General features: G+C 39.9%; 21 protein-coding genes. 12 read left to right on the forward strand and 9 right to left on the reverse strand.

What is annotated here, in order from left to right; translation table 11 throughout:
- Complete coding sequence (hemH, locus tag HX021_RS05980) at window positions 1–1,035, reverse strand: ferrochelatase (RefSeq protein ID WP_286589203.1); 1,035 nt, start codon at window positions 1,033–1,035, stop codon at window positions 1–3.
- Between the two features lie 79 nt (window positions 1,036–1,114).
- Complete coding sequence (locus HX021_RS05985) at window positions 1,115–1,963, reverse strand: 4-hydroxy-3-methylbut-2-enyl diphosphate reductase (protein WP_286589205.1); 849 nt, start codon at window positions 1,961–1,963, stop codon at window positions 1,115–1,117.
- Between the two features lie 268 nt (window positions 1,964–2,231).
- Between HX021_RS05985 and HX021_RS05990 the strand changes: the two genes are divergently transcribed.
- Window positions 2,232–2,651 carry a nucleoside-diphosphate kinase gene (locus HX021_RS05990; protein ID WP_286589207.1) on the forward strand — a complete coding sequence of 140 codons (420 nt, stop codon included), beginning with the start codon at window positions 2,232–2,234 and terminating at the stop codon, window positions 2,649–2,651.
- Between the two features lie 131 nt (window positions 2,652–2,782).
- Here the strand turns inward: HX021_RS05990 and HX021_RS05995 are convergent, their stop codons facing one another.
- The 3 genes from HX021_RS05995 to ruvX form a co-directional block, all read right to left on the reverse strand.
- Entirely contained in the window at window positions 2,783–3,559 is a 777-nt protein-coding gene (locus HX021_RS05995; protein ID WP_286589209.1) for a class I SAM-dependent methyltransferase, read from the reverse strand.
- 329 nt (window positions 3,560–3,888) lie between these two features.
- Window positions 3,889–4,317 (reverse strand): rRNA maturation RNase YbeY, encoded by a 429-nt coding sequence (gene ybeY / locus HX021_RS06000; protein ID WP_286589211.1) that lies wholly within the window; start codon window positions 4,315–4,317, stop codon window positions 3,889–3,891.
- Window positions 4,318–4,412: 95 nt separating this feature from the next.
- A complete protein-coding gene (gene ruvX / locus HX021_RS06005) occupies window positions 4,413–4,826 on the reverse strand; it encodes a Holliday junction resolvase RuvX (protein ID WP_286589213.1) in 414 nt (137 codons plus the stop codon).
- A 154-nt stretch (window positions 4,827–4,980) separates the two neighbouring features.
- On the opposite strand from ruvX, the gene def reads away from it, so the two are divergent.
- On the forward strand, window positions 4,981–6,207 hold the full coding sequence (gene def, locus HX021_RS06010; RefSeq protein WP_286589214.1) for a peptide deformylase: 1,227 nt from the start codon (window positions 4,981–4,983) through the stop codon (window positions 6,205–6,207).
- Between the two features lie 102 nt (window positions 6,208–6,309).
- Here def and HX021_RS06015 read toward each other — a convergent pair whose 3' ends face one another.
- A complete protein-coding gene (locus HX021_RS06015) occupies window positions 6,310–7,299 on the reverse strand; it encodes an aspartate-semialdehyde dehydrogenase (protein WP_286589217.1) in 990 nt (329 codons plus the stop codon).
- 414 nt (window positions 7,300–7,713) lie between these two features.
- Here HX021_RS06015 and HX021_RS06020 point away from each other — a divergent pair, with 414 nt between their 5' ends.
- From HX021_RS06020 to trhO, 10 genes are all read left to right on the forward strand, one after another.
- The gene (locus HX021_RS06020; protein ID WP_286589219.1) at window positions 7,714–8,661 is read left to right on the forward strand and encodes an NAD-dependent epimerase/dehydratase family protein; all 948 of its coding nucleotides are present in this window, start codon (window positions 7,714–7,716) and stop codon (window positions 8,659–8,661) included.
- A gap of 2 nt (window positions 8,662–8,663) precedes the next feature.
- The gene (locus tag HX021_RS06025; RefSeq protein WP_286589220.1) at window positions 8,664–9,389 is read left to right on the forward strand and encodes a YebC/PmpR family DNA-binding transcriptional regulator; all 726 of its coding nucleotides are present in this window, start codon (window positions 8,664–8,666) and stop codon (window positions 9,387–9,389) included.
- A gap of 195 nt (window positions 9,390–9,584) precedes the next feature.
- Entirely contained in the window at window positions 9,585–10,481 is an 897-nt protein-coding gene (locus HX021_RS06030; RefSeq protein ID WP_286589222.1) for a hypothetical protein, read from the forward strand.
- A gap of 64 nt (window positions 10,482–10,545) precedes the next feature.
- Window positions 10,546–11,289: a DeoR/GlpR family DNA-binding transcription regulator gene (locus tag HX021_RS06035; protein ID WP_120260408.1), complete on the forward strand. Its 744-nt coding sequence runs from the start codon at window positions 10,546–10,548 to the stop codon at window positions 11,287–11,289.
- A gap of 23 nt (window positions 11,290–11,312) precedes the next feature.
- A complete protein-coding gene (locus tag HX021_RS06040; protein ID WP_286589223.1) occupies window positions 11,313–12,773 on the forward strand; it encodes a lipopolysaccharide biosynthesis protein in 1,461 nt (486 codons plus the stop codon).
- Complete coding sequence (locus HX021_RS06045) at window positions 12,774–13,646, forward strand: glycosyltransferase family 2 protein (RefSeq protein WP_286589225.1); 873 nt, start codon at window positions 12,774–12,776, stop codon at window positions 13,644–13,646.
- A gap of 3 nt (window positions 13,647–13,649) precedes the next feature.
- Window positions 13,650–14,564, forward strand: a complete 915-nt coding sequence (locus tag HX021_RS06050) for a glycosyltransferase (RefSeq protein WP_286589226.1) — start codon at window positions 13,650–13,652, stop codon at window positions 14,562–14,564.
- A 2-nt stretch (window positions 14,565–14,566) separates the two neighbouring features.
- Window positions 14,567–15,322: a glycosyltransferase family 2 protein gene (locus HX021_RS06055; RefSeq protein WP_286589228.1), complete on the forward strand. Its 756-nt coding sequence runs from the start codon at window positions 14,567–14,569 to the stop codon at window positions 15,320–15,322.
- The gene (locus tag HX021_RS06060; RefSeq protein ID WP_286589230.1) at window positions 15,322–15,537 is read left to right on the forward strand and encodes a DUF3820 family protein; all 216 of its coding nucleotides are present in this window, start codon (window positions 15,322–15,324) and stop codon (window positions 15,535–15,537) included. Before HX021_RS06055 ends, HX021_RS06060 begins: the two co-directional genes overlap by 1 nt.
- A gap of 95 nt (window positions 15,538–15,632) precedes the next feature.
- Window positions 15,633–16,619, forward strand: coding sequence for an oxygen-dependent tRNA uridine(34) hydroxylase TrhO (trhO, locus tag HX021_RS06065; protein ID WP_286589231.1), 987 nt, complete (start codon window positions 15,633–15,635; stop codon window positions 16,617–16,619).
- A 67-nt stretch (window positions 16,620–16,686) separates the two neighbouring features.
- On the opposite strand, the gene HX021_RS06070 is transcribed toward trhO, so the two are convergent.
- The 3 genes from HX021_RS06070 to HX021_RS06080 all read right to left on the reverse strand — a co-directional run bounded on the left by HX021_RS06070 (window position 16,687) and on the right by HX021_RS06080 (window position 20,227).
- Window positions 16,687–17,367: a DUF937 domain-containing protein gene (locus HX021_RS06070; protein ID WP_286589233.1), complete on the reverse strand. Its 681-nt coding sequence runs from the start codon at window positions 17,365–17,367 to the stop codon at window positions 16,687–16,689.
- Between the two features lie 127 nt (window positions 17,368–17,494).
- Window positions 17,495–18,754: a DUF5689 domain-containing protein gene (locus HX021_RS06075; protein WP_286589235.1), complete on the reverse strand. Its 1,260-nt coding sequence runs from the start codon at window positions 18,752–18,754 to the stop codon at window positions 17,495–17,497.
- Between the two features lie 3 nt (window positions 18,755–18,757).
- Entirely contained in the window at window positions 18,758–20,227 is a 1,470-nt protein-coding gene (locus HX021_RS06080; RefSeq protein ID WP_286589236.1) for a SusD/RagB family nutrient-binding outer membrane lipoprotein, read from the reverse strand.
- Window positions 20,228–20,236: the final 9 nt, after the last annotated feature.

Raw genomic sequence — 20,236 nt, forward strand, 5'->3', positions numbered from 1 at the left:
TTAATTCCGGGCATTAAGCGCCAATTGTTTTAAAGACTCTATCCATTTGGGATCATCGTTGAGACTTTCGACCAGACAGACTTCCTCTCCGCCTAAATTCTTGAATTCATTAGCATATTCCACGCCAATTTCATCGATGGTCTCTATACAGTCAGCAACAAATGCTGGACTGAAGACCAGCAGCTTTTTATATCCTTTGTTGGCAAGATCATGCAACAAATCCGATGTATACGGCTGGATCCATGGTTCTTTCCCCAGCCGGGATTGAAAACAAAGGGAGTACTGTTCTTTTTTTAACCCCAGCTTATCCACGATCGCTTGTGTTGTTGCATAGCATTGTGAAACATAGCAATAAGAATTGACAGTTGTTTTACACGCGTCACAACCCAACTCAGGGCATTTTAGCTTGCCCGAAGGATCCACTTTTCCTAATTGCCTAACGGGAAGTCCATGGTAGCTGAACACAAAGTGATCGAAATGGGCCAAATCGTGCTTGCGGGCATGATCGGCAAAAGTTTCGGCCATTAGTTCATCTGTACAAAAATTGCTGACAAAGCTAATCTCCGGCAAATAATTCCACTTACGGATGAGTTCCATCACACGGTCGATCACCGAGCCGGATGTGGCCGAAGCATACTGCGGAAATAAAGGGATGACACGCACAGATTCCAGGAGCATACCTTCCATGTTTTTTAATGCGGACTCAATGGATGGGTTTTGGTAGCGCATAGCCAATTCCACATGATATTCCTCTCCCAGTGCCTGCTGCAGTAAATCCCGCTGTAGGATACTGTAATACATCAAAGGAGAACCGGTCTCTTTATCCCAAATTGTTTCATAAACTTTGGCGGATTTTGGTGCACGTGTACGGGCAATGATTCCTTTCACCAATAATGTCCTTTGGAGATAGGGAATATCAATAACACGAGGATCCATTAGAAACTCGGTCAAATATTTCTTTACATCTGGGGTAGTTGGACTATCGGGTGTACCTAATTGTACTAAAAGAATACCTTTTTTGGCCTTAATGCTCATAGTTTACAAAAATAATCAAAAAAAGCCTGTACTAAGGGAGTACCCTAATAATATGAAATATCTATGACGGGCATAGGGATTATAAGGCTTCCAGCACTGTTTTTACTTCTTTCATCAGCCACATTGGAGTAGATGTTGCACCACAAATACCAATCCGGTCGTTTGCAGCAAATACACGTATATCCAACTCGGCGGGGTCTGAAATAAAATAGCTTTCAGCATTGGCTTTTTGACAGACCTCAAATAGGACCTTCCCATTGGAGGATTTCTTCCCAGAGACAAACACTATTTTGTCATATTGCCTTGCAAAAGTACCCAGGTCTTCATATCTGTTGGATACCTGACGACAAATCGTATCATTGGCCTTTACCTCGTAGCCGCGCTTGATCAATTCGTCTTTGATGGCGTAGAACTTGTCCACACTTTTGGTCGTCTGACTATACAATGTAAATGAACTCGGTAGCTCCACATCATCCAGTTCGGCAATATCCTGGAATACCAAAGCTTCATTGTTTGTCTGCCCCTGTAGTCCGACAACCTCGGCATGCCCGTGTTTTCCAAATATCAGGATCTTCTCATCTTGATCAAATGAGGTCTTAATCCGGTTCTGTAATTTAAGCACAACCGGGCAGGAAGCGTCAATGAGTGTTATATTATTTTCTAAAGCAATGCGATAAGTCTCAGGTGCTTCACCATGTGCCCGGATCAGAACCTTCTCATTCGACAGGGTCGGTAAGACAGCATGATCAATGATGCGCAGTCCTTTGGCTTTCAAACGAGCGACTTCTTCGTCATTATGCACAATATCTCCTAAACAATAGAGGTAGCCATCTTCCTCCAAAATCTCTTCCGCCATATCAATAGCGTACACCACTCCGAAGCAAAAGCCAGAATCTTTGTCGATATCTACTGTTAGATTTAATGCCATAGTAATACAAAGTTACATATTCAGATCGAATATATTCATGCAAGCATTTCTTTGCTGCTGATTTTTATTCCTTATCACGATCAACCAGGTAGGGCTATTGTTGCTTTCTTTCTATAGAATAAAGGCTTAACAGCCCCCAAGAAGCCAAGAATGGCATCAATGCTGCTAATGAAAGAAGGCTCCATAAAGGAATAAATTGTTTCTATATGGTTCTAATTAAATTGCATATAAAAAGCAATTTATCTAAGTTTGCAGAAAAATTAAAATAATGGCAACTAACAGAACTTTTACGATGATCAAACCTGACGCGGTAGCGAATGGTCACATCGGAGCAATCTTAAACGATATCATTGCTGGTGGTTTCAAAATCATTGCGATGAAATACATTCAGTTATCAGAAGAAACTGCAGGTGCATTTTATGCAGTGCACAAAGAACGTCCATTCTACGGTGAATTAGTAAAATTTATGACTTCAGGTCCAATTGTTGCTGCCATCCTAGAGAAAGACAACGCAGTGGAAGATTTCCGCACATTAATTGGTGCTACCAACCCTGCTGATGCTGCTGAAGGCACCATCCGTAATAAATATGCTAAATCTATCGATGCAAATGCGGTCCATGGTTCTGATTCTGATGAGAATGCGGCTATTGAAGGAAATTTCTTTTTCTCTCAATTTGAAAGATTTTAGTACCTTATCAAAAACACACAGAAAAGGTTGTTCTTCACACAGGAACAACCTTTTTTGTTATTTTCATGCTGTAGCTCCACATTAAAGGCTTATTCTCGATCATTCACCTAGGATACCAGCTCAACAATAGATTATCGCCACATAAATCCGCCTATTCTGAAAAAGCGAAGCAGCTTATTAATCGCTGTCAGGGCCGGTTTCTTAATTTTCCACTTTAGTCCGCTGATGCCAGTGGGAGCGGCGTCAAAATCCTGCACCGTGGCCCTTCCTGTTTTCATATGTGTGGGTGCTTCCCTGCTATGCTTTTCGATAACTAAAATACTATCATAGTAATGCAATGAATTGGCTGAGCGGGTAAATTCATTGACTTTCAAACTTCGTTGCTCGGAATGATATGCATTGATATAATCAATAAAGTCTTTGCTATATTCTATAAAAGTGCCATTTCGCTTATGTCCGCCACCATAAAAAACCTGATAGGATGTATGGAGGTCCTCACATAAATAGACACCATTATCTTTGACATGGCCAAACAGTTCTTCGAATGTGATAATCTGCTGTCGCATGGTATGCCCGCCATCATCTACAAGGATATCGACTGGAGGGATGGCGGCCTTCACTTGGCGCAGGAAGTTTCGGTCCGATTGAGATCCAATAAATATTTCAACATTCTCCTCTTCCAACGCCTTACAGTTTGGATTGATATCTACACCGTAGATCTTTGCCCTGTCTCCAAAATAATTCTTCCACATCTGCAGACTACCGCCCTGAAAAACGCCGATCTCCAGCACAACAATCTCCTTATCTTTGAACTGGCGGAAATGGCGATCGTACACATCGAAATAATGCAGCCATTTGTTGATCAGCTTTGCATCGTTATTCCGGAAATATTCCTCTAATTCGTTCATATTAGACACTATAGATGGTTTAGATAATTTTATCTATTGAATCTAGCTAAATATTATCGGAAAGGCAAGTTTTTTCAAAGAGGAATCAACTCTTAATCAGGCAAAAACATCCCATTATCTGAATTCTGTGGCTTTTTAAGGGATTCGGCATTATTAAAATAGAATGAGCTTATCGAAATTTAAGTAACAATGAAAGTTTATATTTTTTTTAATTGCCAAACAGCCATTTTATTCGAAATAGAGCATAATAATTGGGACGACGAGGGGCACTTAATGCTAACCCGCATTATTAGTCGTAACAGGATCTGGTGTTGATAAAGATTTAAACGTTAAAAACTTCTTTTTCCCAGGTATTCGTCTTCTTTGGCTGTCATCTTTGCTTTATCCGCTGGTTTTTTATCTGGAAAACCACATAAATGCATAACGCCGTGAATAATAACACGATGCAATTCATCACGTTCGGCTACACTGAATTTTTGAGCATTTTCCTGTACACGTTCTATACTGATAAAAATATCTCCCGCGATGGTCTCTTCATCTTCGGACGAGTCAAAGGTGACAATATCTGTATAGGTATCGTGATTTAAATATTGCTTATTGATTTCCAAAAGATAGGCATCCGAAGATAGGATAAAACTGAGTTCACCAACGCGTTTAAACCCTTCTGCTTTAATTGCAGCAGTAATCCATTGCCGTATCTTGCCCTTCTCTTTTAATTTGAAATCTGTATCTTCAGTAAAAAACTGTATGCTACTCATCTTATATAATTTTTTCTAGAACCAATGAAACTATGTACTTCCTTCCTGGAATGTGCTCCTGAAAAATCAAGACAATCCCTTTCTTCTTATTTTACTTAAAAACTACGGCTATCCATATAGCTTTGCAAAATGATCGTTGCGGATATAGTATCCACCAAACCTTTCTGTTGGCGGTCTTTCTTCTTTTTACCACTTTGCGCAATAGCAGCTGATGCCATCTTTGAGGTAAACCGCTCGTCAACTTCCGCCACGGGAATTGCTGGGTACGTTTTTTTCAGCTTGCGTACAAATCCAAGTACATGTGCTGCCGATTCTGAATCTGTACCATCCAGCTGCCTTGGCTTGCCAACCACAAACGTTTCGACCTGTTCGGTCTGGAGATAGGTTGTCAAAAACGTCCAGATATCCTGCGGATGTACGGTTGTCAGCGCTGTTGCAATGATTTGCATTGGATCGGTCACTGCAACCCCGATTCGTTTCGTACCATAATCAAATGCCATTAACCTCATGGATATATCTTTTTTACAAAAGTACAATTTAGATATTAGTTATTGAGATATGCGTATGTAGATTTTGGTTGTTTGCTCATTTTATTTTTCACTCATAAAACTATAACTTTGGTAGACTATAAAGCAGAAAACATTGTATATAATTTTTTGGCGGATGAAAAAAACAGTTATTGCCAGCCTTCTTGTTGCTTTTGGCCTACATACTCAGGCGCAAAACAGCTATGAGCATCTCATCTTGGAGCAACGACAGGAAAAGGCTCAAGAGTTGGCCAAAGAGCAATATGGCCCATTAAAGGCTGAGCAGGTTGCATTTCTGGATTACTTTCCAGTAAGTGCTCAATATAGGACTAAAGCCAAAATTGAAGTCTTATTTGATGAACCCATCTTCCGCATGCCAACGTATGATGGTACAAGCAATGAATACAAGCGATACGGGGTTCTGACATTTCAATTAGCCGGAAAAGAATGGACTTTAAACATTTACCAAAGTGTCGCATTATTTCAAAATCCTGCTTATCGGAAACATTTGTTTTTACCATTTTTGGATGAAACAAATGGCCTGGAGAGCTATAGCGGAGGGCGTTATATTGACCTATCCACAGATGATATCGAAAATGGTGAAATAGAGATAGACTTCAATAAAGCCTATAATCCCTATTGTGCCTACAGCAATGGTTACCGTTGTCCAGTACCTCCAGTAGAGAACAATTTAGCAATAAAAATTATGGCCGGAGAAAAAGCCTTTCATAAACCCAAAAACGAGAGACCAGTAAACCTGAACGCTGGCCAAGAATTCAGCGATACTGATAAAAAAATCATTCAATCAGGATCCGAAAATGAGCTTCTTCGCGTATTGCAGACCACATCCGAAAAAGATCTCCAAGTGCTGAAGGCAACAAGTAGCGATATCAAATACAACGACCCTTTGATTGATGTTCTTTCACAACGCATGTTGGCCACTGTGCGAGATCCGCAACATCCCGGTGTGGGGATTGCTGCCCCACAAATTGGCATAAACAAGAACCTTATCTGGGTGCAGCGCTTTGATAAAACCGATCAGCCCTTTGAGTTTTATGTAAATCCGAAGATTCTGTGGCGGTCAAAATTAAAACGAAAGGGAGCTGAAGGCTGTCTTTCAATTCCAGATCGCAAGGAAGATGTTTTACGGAGTTATGCCATTCGACTGCAGTACATCAATAAGGAAGGGAAAGTTATTGAGGAAAATATCGAAGGCTTTACCGCAGTTATCTTTCAACATGAAACAGATCATCTTTTTGGCATATTGTTTCCTGACCGTTTAGAGGAGCAGGCAAAAGAGCTGTATGCGCCTTTGAATGATAAGATCGATTTCTCCATTCCGCCCAAAACACTGACTCCCTAAGATTTTTATTTTTTCGGCTGAAAGGCGAGAGAAATTCGGATGGGATTAAAAAAAGCCCCATGAATTAATTCATGGGGCTCTTATAATGGAATTCTACATACGTTATATTAATCCTTTAGCTGCCAGTAGCTCTGCTACTTGAACAGCATTTGTTGCAGCACCTTTACGCAAATTATCAGCCACCACCCACATGTTCAATGTATTTGGCTGTGATTCGTCACGACGGATACGTCCTACAAAAACTTCATCTTTACCATGGGCATCTTTTGGCATCGGGTATTGAAGAGATGCAGGATCATCAACCACGATGCATCCGCTTTGAGCGGCTAGAGCTGCGCGCACATCGTTCACATCAAAATCATTTTCGAACTCAATATTCAATGATTCGGAGTGCCCGCCCATTACTGGGATCCGTACAGTTGTTGCCGTAACTTTGATCGAATCATCACGCATGATTTTGTTTGTTTCCAGGATCATTTTCATTTCCTCTTTTGTATATCCGTTTTCTTGGAAAACATCAATATGTGGAATGACATTCAGATCAATCGGATAAGGGTATGCTTTCTCACCATCTTTTCCGGCGCGCTCATCCATCAATTGATTGACAGCTTTGACACCAGTACCTGTTACAGATTGATAAGTCGAGACAACGACACGCTTGATTTTATATTTATCGTGCAATGGTTTTAATGCCACCACCATTTGTATAGTTGAACAGTTCGGATTTGCGATAATCTTATCATCAACTGAGAGCACATCGCCATTTACTTCAGGAACGACCAATTTCTTTGTTGGATCCATACGCCAAGCCGAAGAATTGTCGATCACCGTGATTCCTGCTTCGGCAAATTTTGGGGCAAACTCTTTGGAAGTATCACCACCTGCGGAAAACAGGGCAACATCAGGTTTCAAAGCAATAGCCTCAGATGGTGTAACCACCTTATACTTCTTTCCCTTGAATTCAATTTCCTTACCCTTGCTGCGTTCTGAAGCTACCGGAATCAATTCTGTTACTGGGAAATTTCGCGCCGCCAACACGGTTAGCATCTCAGTACCTACAAGGCCTGTTGCGCCGACTACTGCCACTTTCATTTTTGTTTGTGTTTTAAATTGTGTATATAAAAATTTATTATTTGATAGTTGATTTTGTTTTTAGTTGATTCTCGAAGAATGAATTCATCAAATTTAAAAAATATTCCCTAATTCTACTATTAAAATAACAAAATATTACTCCTTCCGCTAACAATGTCACAACAATTATCATTTTCCCACCCGAAATTATAAAAACTGGAAATAACCTTGACTGTCTATCCCGTAGAAATCTTGTCGATGCCAATTCAAAAAAAATAAAAATTTTCAGTAGTCATTCAAAAAAAAAGAACAAACGATTGAAACGGTTTAAAATCTCATAAAAACTGCGCCAAGAGTCTATAAATTAACATTTTTAGATTGAAACTGCATCCCCTCAGCAGTTGACAGATACTGAAAAGCCTTTATATTTGCATCATGAAAGAAAGCATTATTATCATTGGTGCAAATGGCCAAATCGGTACAGAATTGGCAATCGCCTTGCGTAAAAAATTTGGAGCAGAAAATGTTGTGACCACTGACATCAGAGAACCACAGACTAAGAGCTCCGACGAGAATTTTGAAATCGCAAATGTGCTTGACAAAAATGGTCTCGATACATTATTTCAAAAATATAAACCCACTCAAATATATTTATTAGCAGCCATGCTTTCAGCAACAGGTGAGAAATATCCTGAAAAAGCCTGGGAGCTAAACATGAATGGCTTATTGAATGTACTTGATTTAGCGGTCACTTATAACGTTTCAAGGATATTCTGGCCAAGCTCAATTGCTGTCTTCGGGCCACACTCTCCAAAAATAAATACCGAACAATACTGTGTCATGGACCCTAACACGATTTACGGCATCAGTAAACTCGCTGGAGAACGATTGATTGAATGGTACCAAGAGCATCGTGGATTGGATATCCGCAGTGTACGATATCCTGGTATTATCTCATGGAAGACTGAACCAGGAGGCGGTACAACAGATTATGCAGTCGATATTTTCTATGAGGCCTTGAAAACAGGAAATTATACTTGTTTCCTATCTGAAGATACAGCATTGCCGATGCTGTATATGGATGACGCCATCCGGGGTACACTGGAACTGATGGATGCTCCAAAAGAAAGCTTAAGTATCCGTCATAGTTATAACCTTGGCGGTATTACCTTTACTCCAAAAGAACTGGCACAAGAAATTAAAAAAATTCTTCCTAATTTTACAATCTCTTACACAGCGAATGACCCAAGACAGCAGATCGCCGATTCGTGGCCTGCAAGCCTGGATGATTCCTATGCAAGCAAAGACTGGAACTGGAAGCCAGCATTTGACATCCAGAAGATGACAGTCGATATGATTGAAAATCTTAAAAACAAAATATAACAATGGGAAGAGCTTTCGAATTCAGAAAAGAGCGGAAATTCAAACGCTGGGCTAAAATGGCCGTACAATTTACACGTTTAGGTAAAGAAATCGCTATGGCGGTTAAGGAAAGCGGCCCTCACCCTGAAACTAACTCGAGACTTCGCACAGCAATACACAATGCCAAAGCTGTCAACATGCCTAAAGACCGCATCGAAGCGGCAATTAAACGTGCATCGGAAAAAGATTCGAAAGGTTATGAAGAATATGTATATGAAGGATATGGACCCCATGGAGTTCCTGTTTTAATTGAAACAGCGACAGACAATACAAATCGTACCGTAGGAAATATTCGCAGCTATTTTACCAAGGCCGGTGGTTCGTTAGGAAAAACAGGTTCTTTGGATTTCATTTTCCAACGCAAATCCATTTTTCGCTTTGCAGCTACTGAAGAACTGGACCTGGAGGAATTAGAATTAGAGCTAATCGACGGTGGCCTGGAAGAACTGTACGTAGAAGCTGATGAGGAAGGTAATGATGTGGCTGTAGTTCAAACTACTTTTGAGGATTTCGGAAATATGCAGAAATTGCTTGAAGAAAAGGGCATTGAAGTAACCTCCGCGAAATTGGAACGTATCGCTTTATCTCATTCCGATATTACGGAAGAACAAGCTGCCGATGTATTGAAAATGATCGATAAGATCGAGGAAGACGATGATGTTCAGGCTGTATACCACAATATGGCCTAAGCAATAAATACCTTAAAAATAAAAAAAGAGAGCGCTTGTCGCTCTTTTTTTATCCCATATTATATAGACTGACCTGAAGGGATAAGCCCCTTCGGCAGAACAACAGACAAATTCATTAAGGTTTTTTGTGCAAGTCCTTAGGCCCGTCAGAAAAATTACTACATTTGTAATAGACTATATCAAACTCATAACAGAATGACTTTTGAAGAATTTTTCGCAAAAAAGAAAATTGATTTAAAAGCTTTAAAAGCTGCAGATGAACCTCTATTTGAAGAGTTCAAGGCTCACTATTCTGCTATGGGGGAGAAAAGCTTTGATCATAGCAAAAAGTTTTGGTTCAATAAGCTTCGAAAAAACTTTCACTTAGTAGAAGAAGAACCTATCGTCACCAAGACTCCGGATAAACAGGATACGGCTCCTGCTTCAGTCAAAACAGCAAGTCCAACAATAAAAGCAACGGGTTTCAAACCTCGGTTTAAAGTCTCGGGAACATCTGAAAATGCAACACGGAAACCAGAGTTGCCTCAACAGGCTGCTACAGAACCGTCAAAACCTGCCGGATTCAAACCAAGATTCAAAGCTGCTGTGACAAAGACGGATAATGCCGAAACAGCGAAACAGGAAAAGCCAGAGGAAAATACCGTAAACGACGGTCCGGAAAACACCACTGAAAACAAAGAAAAACCAGCTCTGGAAACCCCTACGAGCAAACCCACTGGTTTCAAACCACGGTTCAAAGCTGGGGTGACAAAGACCGATAATGCCGAAACAGCGAAACAGGAAAAGCCAGTGGAAAGTACCGTAAACGACGGTCCGGAAAACACCACTGAAAACAAAGAAAAACCAGCTCTGGAAACCCCTGCGAGCAAACCCACTGGTTTCAAACCACGGTTCAAAGCTGGGGTGACAAAGACCGATAATGCCGAAACAGCGAAACAGGAAAAGCCAGTGGAAAGTACCGTAAACGACGGTCCGGAAAACACCACTGAAAACAAAGAAAAACCAGCTCTGGAAACCCCTGCGAGCAAACCCACTGGTTTCAAACCACGGTTCAAAGCTGGGGTGACAAAAATTGATAAAAAGGAAGAATAATTTTCATTACATTTAGGCTGATTTTTTTAGTTAATTTTTAAATTCCGATTAAAACCCAAATACAATGTTAAAGGAAGAAAGACAAGCATTTATCATACATCAGATTAATCTACATAATAAAGTTTTATCTTCGGATCTCAGCGTTCAGCTTAATGTATCTGAAGATACCATTCGACGAGACTTGAATGAGCTTGCGGAAAACGGCAAGGTTCTAAAAGTATATGGTGGAGCGCTTTCAAAATCTTTTCAATTTCCTTTTCAAGATGGCAATGTTTACGCTAAGGAAGCCAAGAAAGAGATTGCCAAGAAGGCAAGTTCATTGATCTCCAATGGTATGACGGTGCTGGTCGGAGGCGGAACGACACTAATCGAACTTGCCAGAACAATCCCCGATCATCTGCAATGTACATTTTTTACAATCAGTCCCTTGGTTGCTTTGGAATTAGCGGAGAAGCCTAATCTTGAAGTTATTTTGGTCGGCGGAAAATTGTCCCGCAACACCAATATTGTATCGGGAGCACAAGTGGCAAATGAACTGGCAGATCTGAAAGTCGATTTATGTCTGCTGGGTACGAACTCTCTTTCTGTAGAAGATGGTGTTACAGATTCTGACTGGGAAGTTGTACAGATCAAGCGTGCAATGATCAAATGTTCTAAAAAAGTTGCCATTCTTAGTATAGCAGAAAAGTTAAACTCAGTTCAAAAGATGAAGGTGGTTCCACTACGTGATATTTCTTATCTGATTACGGATATCAATCCAACAGATGTTTCCTTAAAAGAATTTGCGAATACAATTGCAATACTTTAATATTGCCGCTCATTTAATTTAGCATGTCATCTCATCAGGAAAATGACTCTTTAAAATCAAAAACCACAAAAGGACTATTATGGGGGGGAATGGCCAGTATCGTCCAGCAGTTCTTGAGCTTTGGCTTTGGCATCCTCCTAAATCGTAAACTAACAGCGGAAGATTACGGTTTAGTTGCCATGATTACCATATTCTCCGTTCTTGCTTCTGCATTTCAGGAAAGTGGATTTGTTTACGGCATTGTCAATAAAAAGGAGGTCCAACATAAAGACTATAATGCCGTATTTTGGACAAGCGTCGGAATCGGTACATTCCTTTATATCGCCTTATTCTTGGCCGCTCCCCTGATTGCCCTATATTACAATCAGCCCGTGCTCATTGATCTAAGCCGATTTACCTTTCTTTCGTTTTGGCTTGGAAGCTTTGGCATTGCCCACAACGCCTATCTGTTTCGGAATTTAAAAATCAGAGAAAGAGTGATTACGGGAACTTTTGCTCTTGTTGCATCCAATGCCTTAGGCGTTTACTTGGCATACAAGGATTTTTCTTATTGGGCCTATGCCATACAGATCGTGTCTTATAGTGGCTTTAATATGCTTGGTTTTTGGTATTTCTCCAAATTCAGGCCCAATTTTGCCTTTGACTTCAAACCTATCCGGGACATTCTCGGCTTTAGTAGCAAAATTTTGGTAACTAATATATTTATTAATATCAATAAGAATATATATGCTGCGGTTCTTGGACGGCATTATTCGGCTGAGGAATTGGGATATACCGTGAACCCCAACAGATGGAGCATCATGGCACAAAATGTCCTGACCAATATGGTCAACAATGTGACTCAGCCCATCCTACGTGAAATAGAAGATGACAGGGACAGGCAGATCCGGGTATTTCGCAAATTAATTTCTTTTACGGCCTTTTTGGCATTTCCAATGTTATTTGGCTTAACAACAGTCGCACAGGACTTCATTACTATAGCCATCACCGAAAAATGGGCGCAAAGCGCGATCTTTCTTCAGATCTTTTGCATTGGTGCAGCCTTTGATTCTGTCAGCAATGTATTTTCCAACTTGATTATCAGCAAAGGCAAGTCCCAGATTTATATGCGCAATATTATTGTTTTTGGCCTGCTTCAAATTGCTATTTTAGTCTTTGGCAAATCCCTTGGTCTCGAAATATTAATTGCACTGACCTCGGGATTAAATGCCTTGTGGATATTTATTTGGTATAGGTCTGCTAAGCCTTACATGAACTACTCATTCCGTTATCTCTTTGAGGATGTCTTTTCATATGCGTTATTAGCAGGAGCCAGCTGCCTGGTCGCACATTACACGACCCTATCGATCAGCAATCTTTACCTTAGGTTTGGCAGCACGATTATATTTGCTGTTTTTACGTATATTATTATCAACAGAATCTTTAAACCGAGTATTTTGTTGGAACTCATCAATTATTTCATCAAAGTTATCCGAAAAAAATAAATGGTCAAGATCCTGTCTATTATCGTTTCATATAATTTTGAGCCCTGGATTCACAAGTGCTTAACGAGCCTGCTGGATTCTAGTTATCCAACTGATATCTTAATCATCGATAATCATTCCAATGATCACACCACCCGCATTGTAAAGGAAAATTATCCTACTGTCAGATTGATAGAATGTAATGAAAACCTAGGCTTTGGAAAAGCAAATAATCTTGGACTAAATATAGCACTAACAGAAGAATACGATTATGCATTTCTGATCAACCAGGATGCCTGGCTAGACCGGGATTGTATTGCGAACATGATCAAGATAAATAGCAAACAGGTCGGAATTATCTCTCCCATTCATTACGATGGCACGGAGAAAAAACTTGACCATGGATTTTCGGTATATACAAAACATACGAAAACAGATAACTCGTATCGAACAGCGGCATTTGTTAATGCAGCTTTCTGGCTGATACCCAGGGATGTCATCAAAAAAGTCGGCGGTTTTTCACCTATCTTTTTTCATTATGGAGAAGATAAAGATTATGCTAACCGCATCGGTTTTTATAAATTAAAGATTGTATTAGCTGAAGATGCAAAAGCTTACCACGATCGACAACAGCGTCAAACGGATCTAAAGGCATTCCTAAAAAGTGAATTTGTCTATCATCTGACTGAATATTGCAATATCAATTACAGCTTTACGAAAGCTTTTTCAATGGCCATACTGGCAAGTTTGAAGAAAATGATCTCTTCGCTGTCCAAAGGCCGGTTTTTTGAGGCAAAAAGCTATATGAACATTGCTTTTAGACTGCTGGGCAAAACTTCTGAAGCGCGCAAAACACGTCAAACCAATGCCAAAGCATTCACTAAAATTTTTTGATACATGAACAGCCTTGCTCCAGTTTTACTCTTTGTATACAACCGTCCGGAACACACGATGAGGACACTTGCTGCTTTGGAAAAAAACAAATATGCAGACCAAACAACACTGTACATTTATTCTGATGCTTGCAAAAACGAAAAATCTTTATCGGCTGTTACGGAAGTTCGGAAAATCATCAGGAAACCTTGGAATTTCAAGAAAATTGAAATTGTGGAACGGGATAAAAATTGGGGGTTGGCCGCAAATGTAATCGATGGTGTGACAACGATAGTCAACCAGCATGGGAAAATTATTGTTTTGGAAGATGATCTGGAAACCTCCTTCTTTGCACTTGATTATTTTAATAAAGCACTCGATCATTATAAAGACGAACAGCGAGTGATGCAGATCAGTGGATATGGATATCCTTTAAAAAATCTGGATAGTCTACCCGAAACATTTTTTTTTCGGGTAGCCAATAGTTGGGGTTGGGCGACCTGGGATCGAGCTTGGCAATATTTTAATCCCAATATGGATGAACTTATTGCAGGTTTCACTGAAGAGCAGGTCCATCAATTCAGTATAGAAGGAAAGGAAAATTTTTGGAAACAAGTGCAGGAATTTAAAGCGGGTAAAATCAATTCCTGGGCTATCCGATGGTATGCTTCGGTATTCAAAAAAAATGGACTAGTTTTGTATCCAAGGAATTCTATGACACAAAATATTGGCAACGATGGTTCGGGTACGCATACGGCGGCAGAGTCAACCTATCAAGTTTGTCTAGCGGATCGCCCTGTAAGTTATTTTCCTACGGAAATCACGGAAAACAAACAGGGATATCAAGCTATTAAATATTTTTATGCACATCGAAAGGGATCTTTACTTAATCGGGGGATCCGATTCCTGAAAAAGAAAATTAACGAATTCAAAAAATAGCTATGTCTCCTCATCCTAAATTTTCGATTATTACTGTCGTTTACAATAATGTGCGGGATATTGAATATACGATAAAATCTGTCGTCAATCAGACTTATGATCATATTGAATACATCATTATCGATGGTGAATCAACAGATGGCACATTGGATGTTATCCAAAAGTACAAGGATAAAATCGACATACTGCTTTCCGAAAAAGATAAGGGTATTTACGACGCCATGAACAAGGGACTATCCTTAGCAACAGGCGATTACATCCTTTTCCTGAACTCTGGCGATGAGATATATGACCTTAACAGCATTGAAAACCTGGCTAAGCTGAGTAATGATGCCGATATTTTATATGGCGAAACAATCTTGGTCGATGACAAAAGGGAAATTATCGGTGAACGAAGACATAAGGTTCCGGCTCATTTTGACTGGAAAAGCTTCCGTTATGGAATGAACATCTGCCACCAGGCCATCTATATAAAGCGCGACATTGCGGAACCTTATGATCTTAATTACAAATTATGTGCTGATATTGACTGGGTAATCCGCTGCGCAAAAAAAGCAAAAAATTCAGTTAATTCACATCAATATGTAGCGCGTTATCTGGTTGGAGGAATGTCCAAACAGAAACATAAAGAATCATTGAAAGAACGCTTCGAGATTTTCAAAAACTACTACGGGAGCATTCCGAATTTATTTAATCATGGAATCATTGCTTTGAAAGCGATATGGTACCGAATTAATTATGGAAAACCGCAAGACTAATGCTAAATCCTGAAATCCTAACTGAACTTGTTACAGTCAAGATGCCATTTGGCAAATACCAAGGTTACACCTTATGCAATCTTCCGGAGCCTTACCTTGTATGGTACCATCAAAAGGGATTTCCGAAAGGAAAACTTGGGCAACAGCTGGCGACGCTTTATGAGATTAAACTCAATGGTCTGGAATATCTCTTGGAACCTTTGAAGAAAAGGTGACGAAGGTCATTTCCTAGCACTTATTATTTTTTGTAGCTTTGCAGTGAAATTTATTTTTGCATTAAACGCCGTTTGCAGCGGTATCAATGAATAATATGGCACAATATCAAACTTTGCTGTACTACTGCTACAGCCCTATCGAAAACGCAGAACAATTTGCGGTAGATCATCTTGAATTTTGTAAATCAATTGGCCTAGTCGGCCGTATCATTGTTGCAGATGAAGGTCTTAATGGTACTGTTTCTGGTACTATAGACAGTTGCAAACAATATATGGATGCCATCTATGCTGATGGCCGTTTTAATAAAACAGAATTCAAAATAGATGCTGTAGACGAACCTTCCTTTATTAAGATGCATTGCCGTTACAAACCAGAAATCGTCCATTCCGGTTTAAGAGATCCAAAACAGATCGATCCGAACCTTCAAACGGGCATTCACCTGGAGCCTAAAGACTTCTTAGCGATGAAAGATCAAGAAGATGTGGTTGTACTGGATGTACGCTCAAATTATGAGCACAATGTTGGCCGGTTCAAAAATGCGGTCACATTGGATATTGATAATTTTCGCGAGTTTCCAGACAAAATCAAAGAGCTGGAACAATATAAAGGAAAGAAAATATTAACCTACTGTACTGGTGGCATCAAATGTGAAAAAGCATCTGCACTTTTATTAAAAGAAGGTTTTGAGGATGTGTATCAATTGCATGGTGGAATTATTAAATATGGCAAAGAAGCCGGGGGCGAAGATTTCGAAGGCCAATGTTATGTCTTTGACAACCGTGTCACAGTAGATGTTAACTCGGTCAACCCATCTGTGGTATCAACCTGTTTCAATTGTGGTAAACAGACGACCAAGATGATCAACTGCGCCAATCCGGTATGTAATGAGCATTTCACGCAGTGTGACGAATGCGGATGGGAAATGGAAGGCTGTTGTTCTGTTGCCTGCAAAGAAAGTCCGAATAAACGGGAATATGATGGAACAGGATACTATGTTAAAGTTCCTCAACCTGTTAATGTAGACAAAATCAGCAAAAGAAAACATAAGAATTTTCCGCCTAAAGTGAAGGTCGAAGATTAATTCAATAAAACATAAAAAAAGTCGGTAACTGATCAAATTACCGACTTTTTTATGTTTTAAGATTGCTTTACTTAGCAAACATTCCCGCTATGGAGTCCAGGATATTTCCTTTGGATTGGCCATCGTTACTTTTGTCAAAAAAGCTACCAGCCAAGCCGCCCAACATATCGGTCATACTAGCACCTGTGGAAGCCTGTTGTGTTTCTTGTGCAGGTTCTTCCTGTCCGCCACCCAAAAATGAACCAAGGATCCCCCCTAGCATACCGCCGCCGGCACTCTGCTGTCCGCCGCCACCTAAAACAGATCCGATCAGGTCACCAATACCACCACCGCTGGACGCCTGTTTTTGTTGTCCTAGATAACTCATGACAATAGGTGCTAATGTTGCCAAAACACCAGTTACCTGCGCTGGACTGATACCAGCTTTATCGGCAATATTCTGTGTCACCACCTCTGTATTTTGCCCAAACATATGGTTGACAATCTTGTTTCCGTCATCAGATCCACCCTGACCAAATAAATCACCTATCTTATCGAAGATACCGCCACCACTATGTTGATCGATCGCTTTGTCGATGTTTTCTGCTTGACCTTTGTTTTTTGCATTGTAATTCAATGCCGCAATCATTAAGGGTACTGCTGCTGCCACAATCCATTTTGCCTTGGATTCACTGACACCGGTCATCTTAGAAATGGCTTCTATTGCTTTAGAGCCAACTCCGCCTGTAACTAAGTCTGTTAAGTTCATAAGTCTTCGTTTATAGTTATAATGAAGATAACAATTTTTTCTGAAGAGTTTAGAAAATATATACGAACAACACAACGCCCTGTGGAGTGTTAACTACACAGGGCGATTACATCATCAATCGTTCAATCTAATAACTCTTATAGATCGCAATATCATCCAGGCCGAGCCTTCCATTATTAATGACATTGTTGCTGGTCCCCAATCCAAGCTTGGTAATCCTGAAACGGACAGCTCCTTGAACATTCATTAAAAATACAGCTTGCTTCGCATTTAAACTCTCAGAGGTTGGGTGTGCATCTGTAATAGGCTCTCCTGTTTGTAACCAAGTCGCTCCTTGATCAGTAGAATATTCCAGCTTAAACGTGCATGACCGATCCGTATAATAAGAGCCATACCAAAGCGTCACTTTTGAAGCTCCATTTGGCACATCAAAGTTCATTTGTACATGACCGTCCACACTTAAATTCTGTTGCATGCGTATCGCATTTTTACCTGATACAATACGATCACGTCCAGCAGTAGTACCTAGTATCGCTTGATAAAGTTTCCATTGTCCTGTTGGGAAAACTACATCATTTTTATCTTTCATATCATAACTTCCTTTCACACTCGCGTCTACGGCATCAAAAGTCTCCGGCCATCCAGCATATAGTTTACCACTTGCATAAGCCATGTCGGAGTAGTCCTGCATTCGGATTTGCAATTTATCGTCCTGTCTAAATGCAATTCCTCTAAATGATGCACTTGGAGCAATCGGCTTGGTTGCAAATGTCGCATTGTACTCGGTATGCAAGGTTATCTCATTTTTATCTCCATCAATTAGAATCTTATCCCCTTTAAGAACTGCTCCGGTCTCGGGTTCAGGTTCAACATCAGCGGTGACATCAATATATGTAGACTCAAATTCATCAAATCTTGACTTGAGGTTTTCAACAGAAACTGCTAACGGACTTACGCTATTGTTTGAAGAATAGACTGAAACTTGTTGGTTGTCGACCGTTGAAAGCAGCAATATTCCTTCTTTCCTCATCAACTTGGTCCCATCGATATTGATCTGGACCGAATCACCAAATTTGAATTTAGAAGCATCGGCAACTTCAACCAGTACTCCTCTCCGCTGATTCCGCCAAATATTTTGGACAGCAATAGTATTTTCTGGCAGGTTTTTATTTTCTGCTTTAGAAACGACAAGAGCTCTAATATATTTGGCTCCGAGTGCGTTAGATTCATTGAGTTGCAAATCTGCATCTTTATAGAGGCTACGAAGTGTGTATAATGATATTTCTGGATTTAACTCTCCGATAGCTTCATTGATATCTTCTTTACAGCCCATTAGGAGCGTTGACATTGCCAACACAGCCCACATTACTAACTTTAACTTTTTCATTGATTAGTTGATTTCAGGTTGCCACCACATTTTTTCATTTACTCCATCTCCTCCCATACGATTGACAGCATCTTGATAGTTCTCTTTATTTAACGATTGCACAATTATCGGATAGTTTAGACGGACCGGCATCTTACCTTTATTTAACAAACCAGGTCCTTTGTACAAATCCAACAATTGTGTTCTACGATATTCATACCATTGTTGAAAATCGGTAAACATCATCGCAAAGTACTTTTGCAGATGTACTTTTTTCAAATTTTGAATATCAGAATCCATAGCAGAAAGAGCTATTTTTGAATTCGTCAGATAGGTCTCTGTTGCTGTTGTACCCCAAAATTCCATTGCAGCGTTAACACCTTTTGTATAAGCTTCAGAAGCGTCCAAATTGATATATCCTCGAAGTGCACATTCAGCTATTATAAACTGTAGCTCAGCATAATTCATGATATTTCCCATACGAGAATCTGATTTTAATGCAACTTGGAGCGTCGACTGACGGTCAGGTACATTTCCCCGTTTATATCCAGATTGCATTCCTCCATAAACGCCGAGTGTTTCTTCGGTGGCCCAAATCTTCAGACGAGGGTCTTTTAATTCCAACAAATTGTTAATGAGAAACTCTGAATATCCTCTATTACCATTGAAATCAATGTCCCTTGCATTGAAATTAGGATTCATATAAGGTTGAACATTTGTATAATATAATGCCGCCGTCTCAGCATTGCTTTCCATAATTGGATATTCGTCCACATTAGTCTCCAATATTTCCTTGATCTTAGCAACAGCATTACTTTCGGTTTTATGTGCTACTCGCAATAATAATCTTAGATACAATGAGTTTCCGAACTTCCTCCATTTAGCAGGATCAGAGTTATAAATAGGATCCATCGCAGTATTTGCAGATTCTACAGCAACATTCTCTTTCAACAAGCTATTGGCCTCCTCAAGTTTTCTAAAAACATCTTTATAAATATCTGCCTGCAGATCAAATTTAGGCGTAAGGTTGGCCTCAGAAAACCCCTTATTACTATCAAAGTAGGGGACATCACCATACATGTCAGTCAATAAGGAGCTTACCCAAGCGTCCAAGACAAGGGAAATACCCATATATGTTTGATAACCATATTGTTGCGCTACCTGTGCTTTTTGATAGATATCACGAATATTGGTAAGCTGTACATACCAGTTTGACCAAGTCGACTCAGATTCAGAAGGTCTGATCTCATAACGTTGTATTTCCAAGCCATCATTTACCGTAACGGTGACCTGCATTAACTCATTATTGATTCGCAAATTACGTGAAAGGTTAGTTCCTAATACACTGACCAAAGCCGGCGCTATTAAGCTTTGTGGTGCTGCAGCAGAAATTGCATTGGGATTGGTATTCTTTTCAACAAAGTCTTTGGTACAGCCCTGAAATACAAGACTTCCTACCATCAATAAACTTGCTATACGAATATGTTTTTTCATATCGACAAT

Origin of the sequence: Sphingobacterium sp. N143, assembly GCF_030325625.1 — a bacterium.
Classification (GTDB): domain Bacteria; phylum Bacteroidota; class Bacteroidia; order Sphingobacteriales; family Sphingobacteriaceae; genus Sphingobacterium.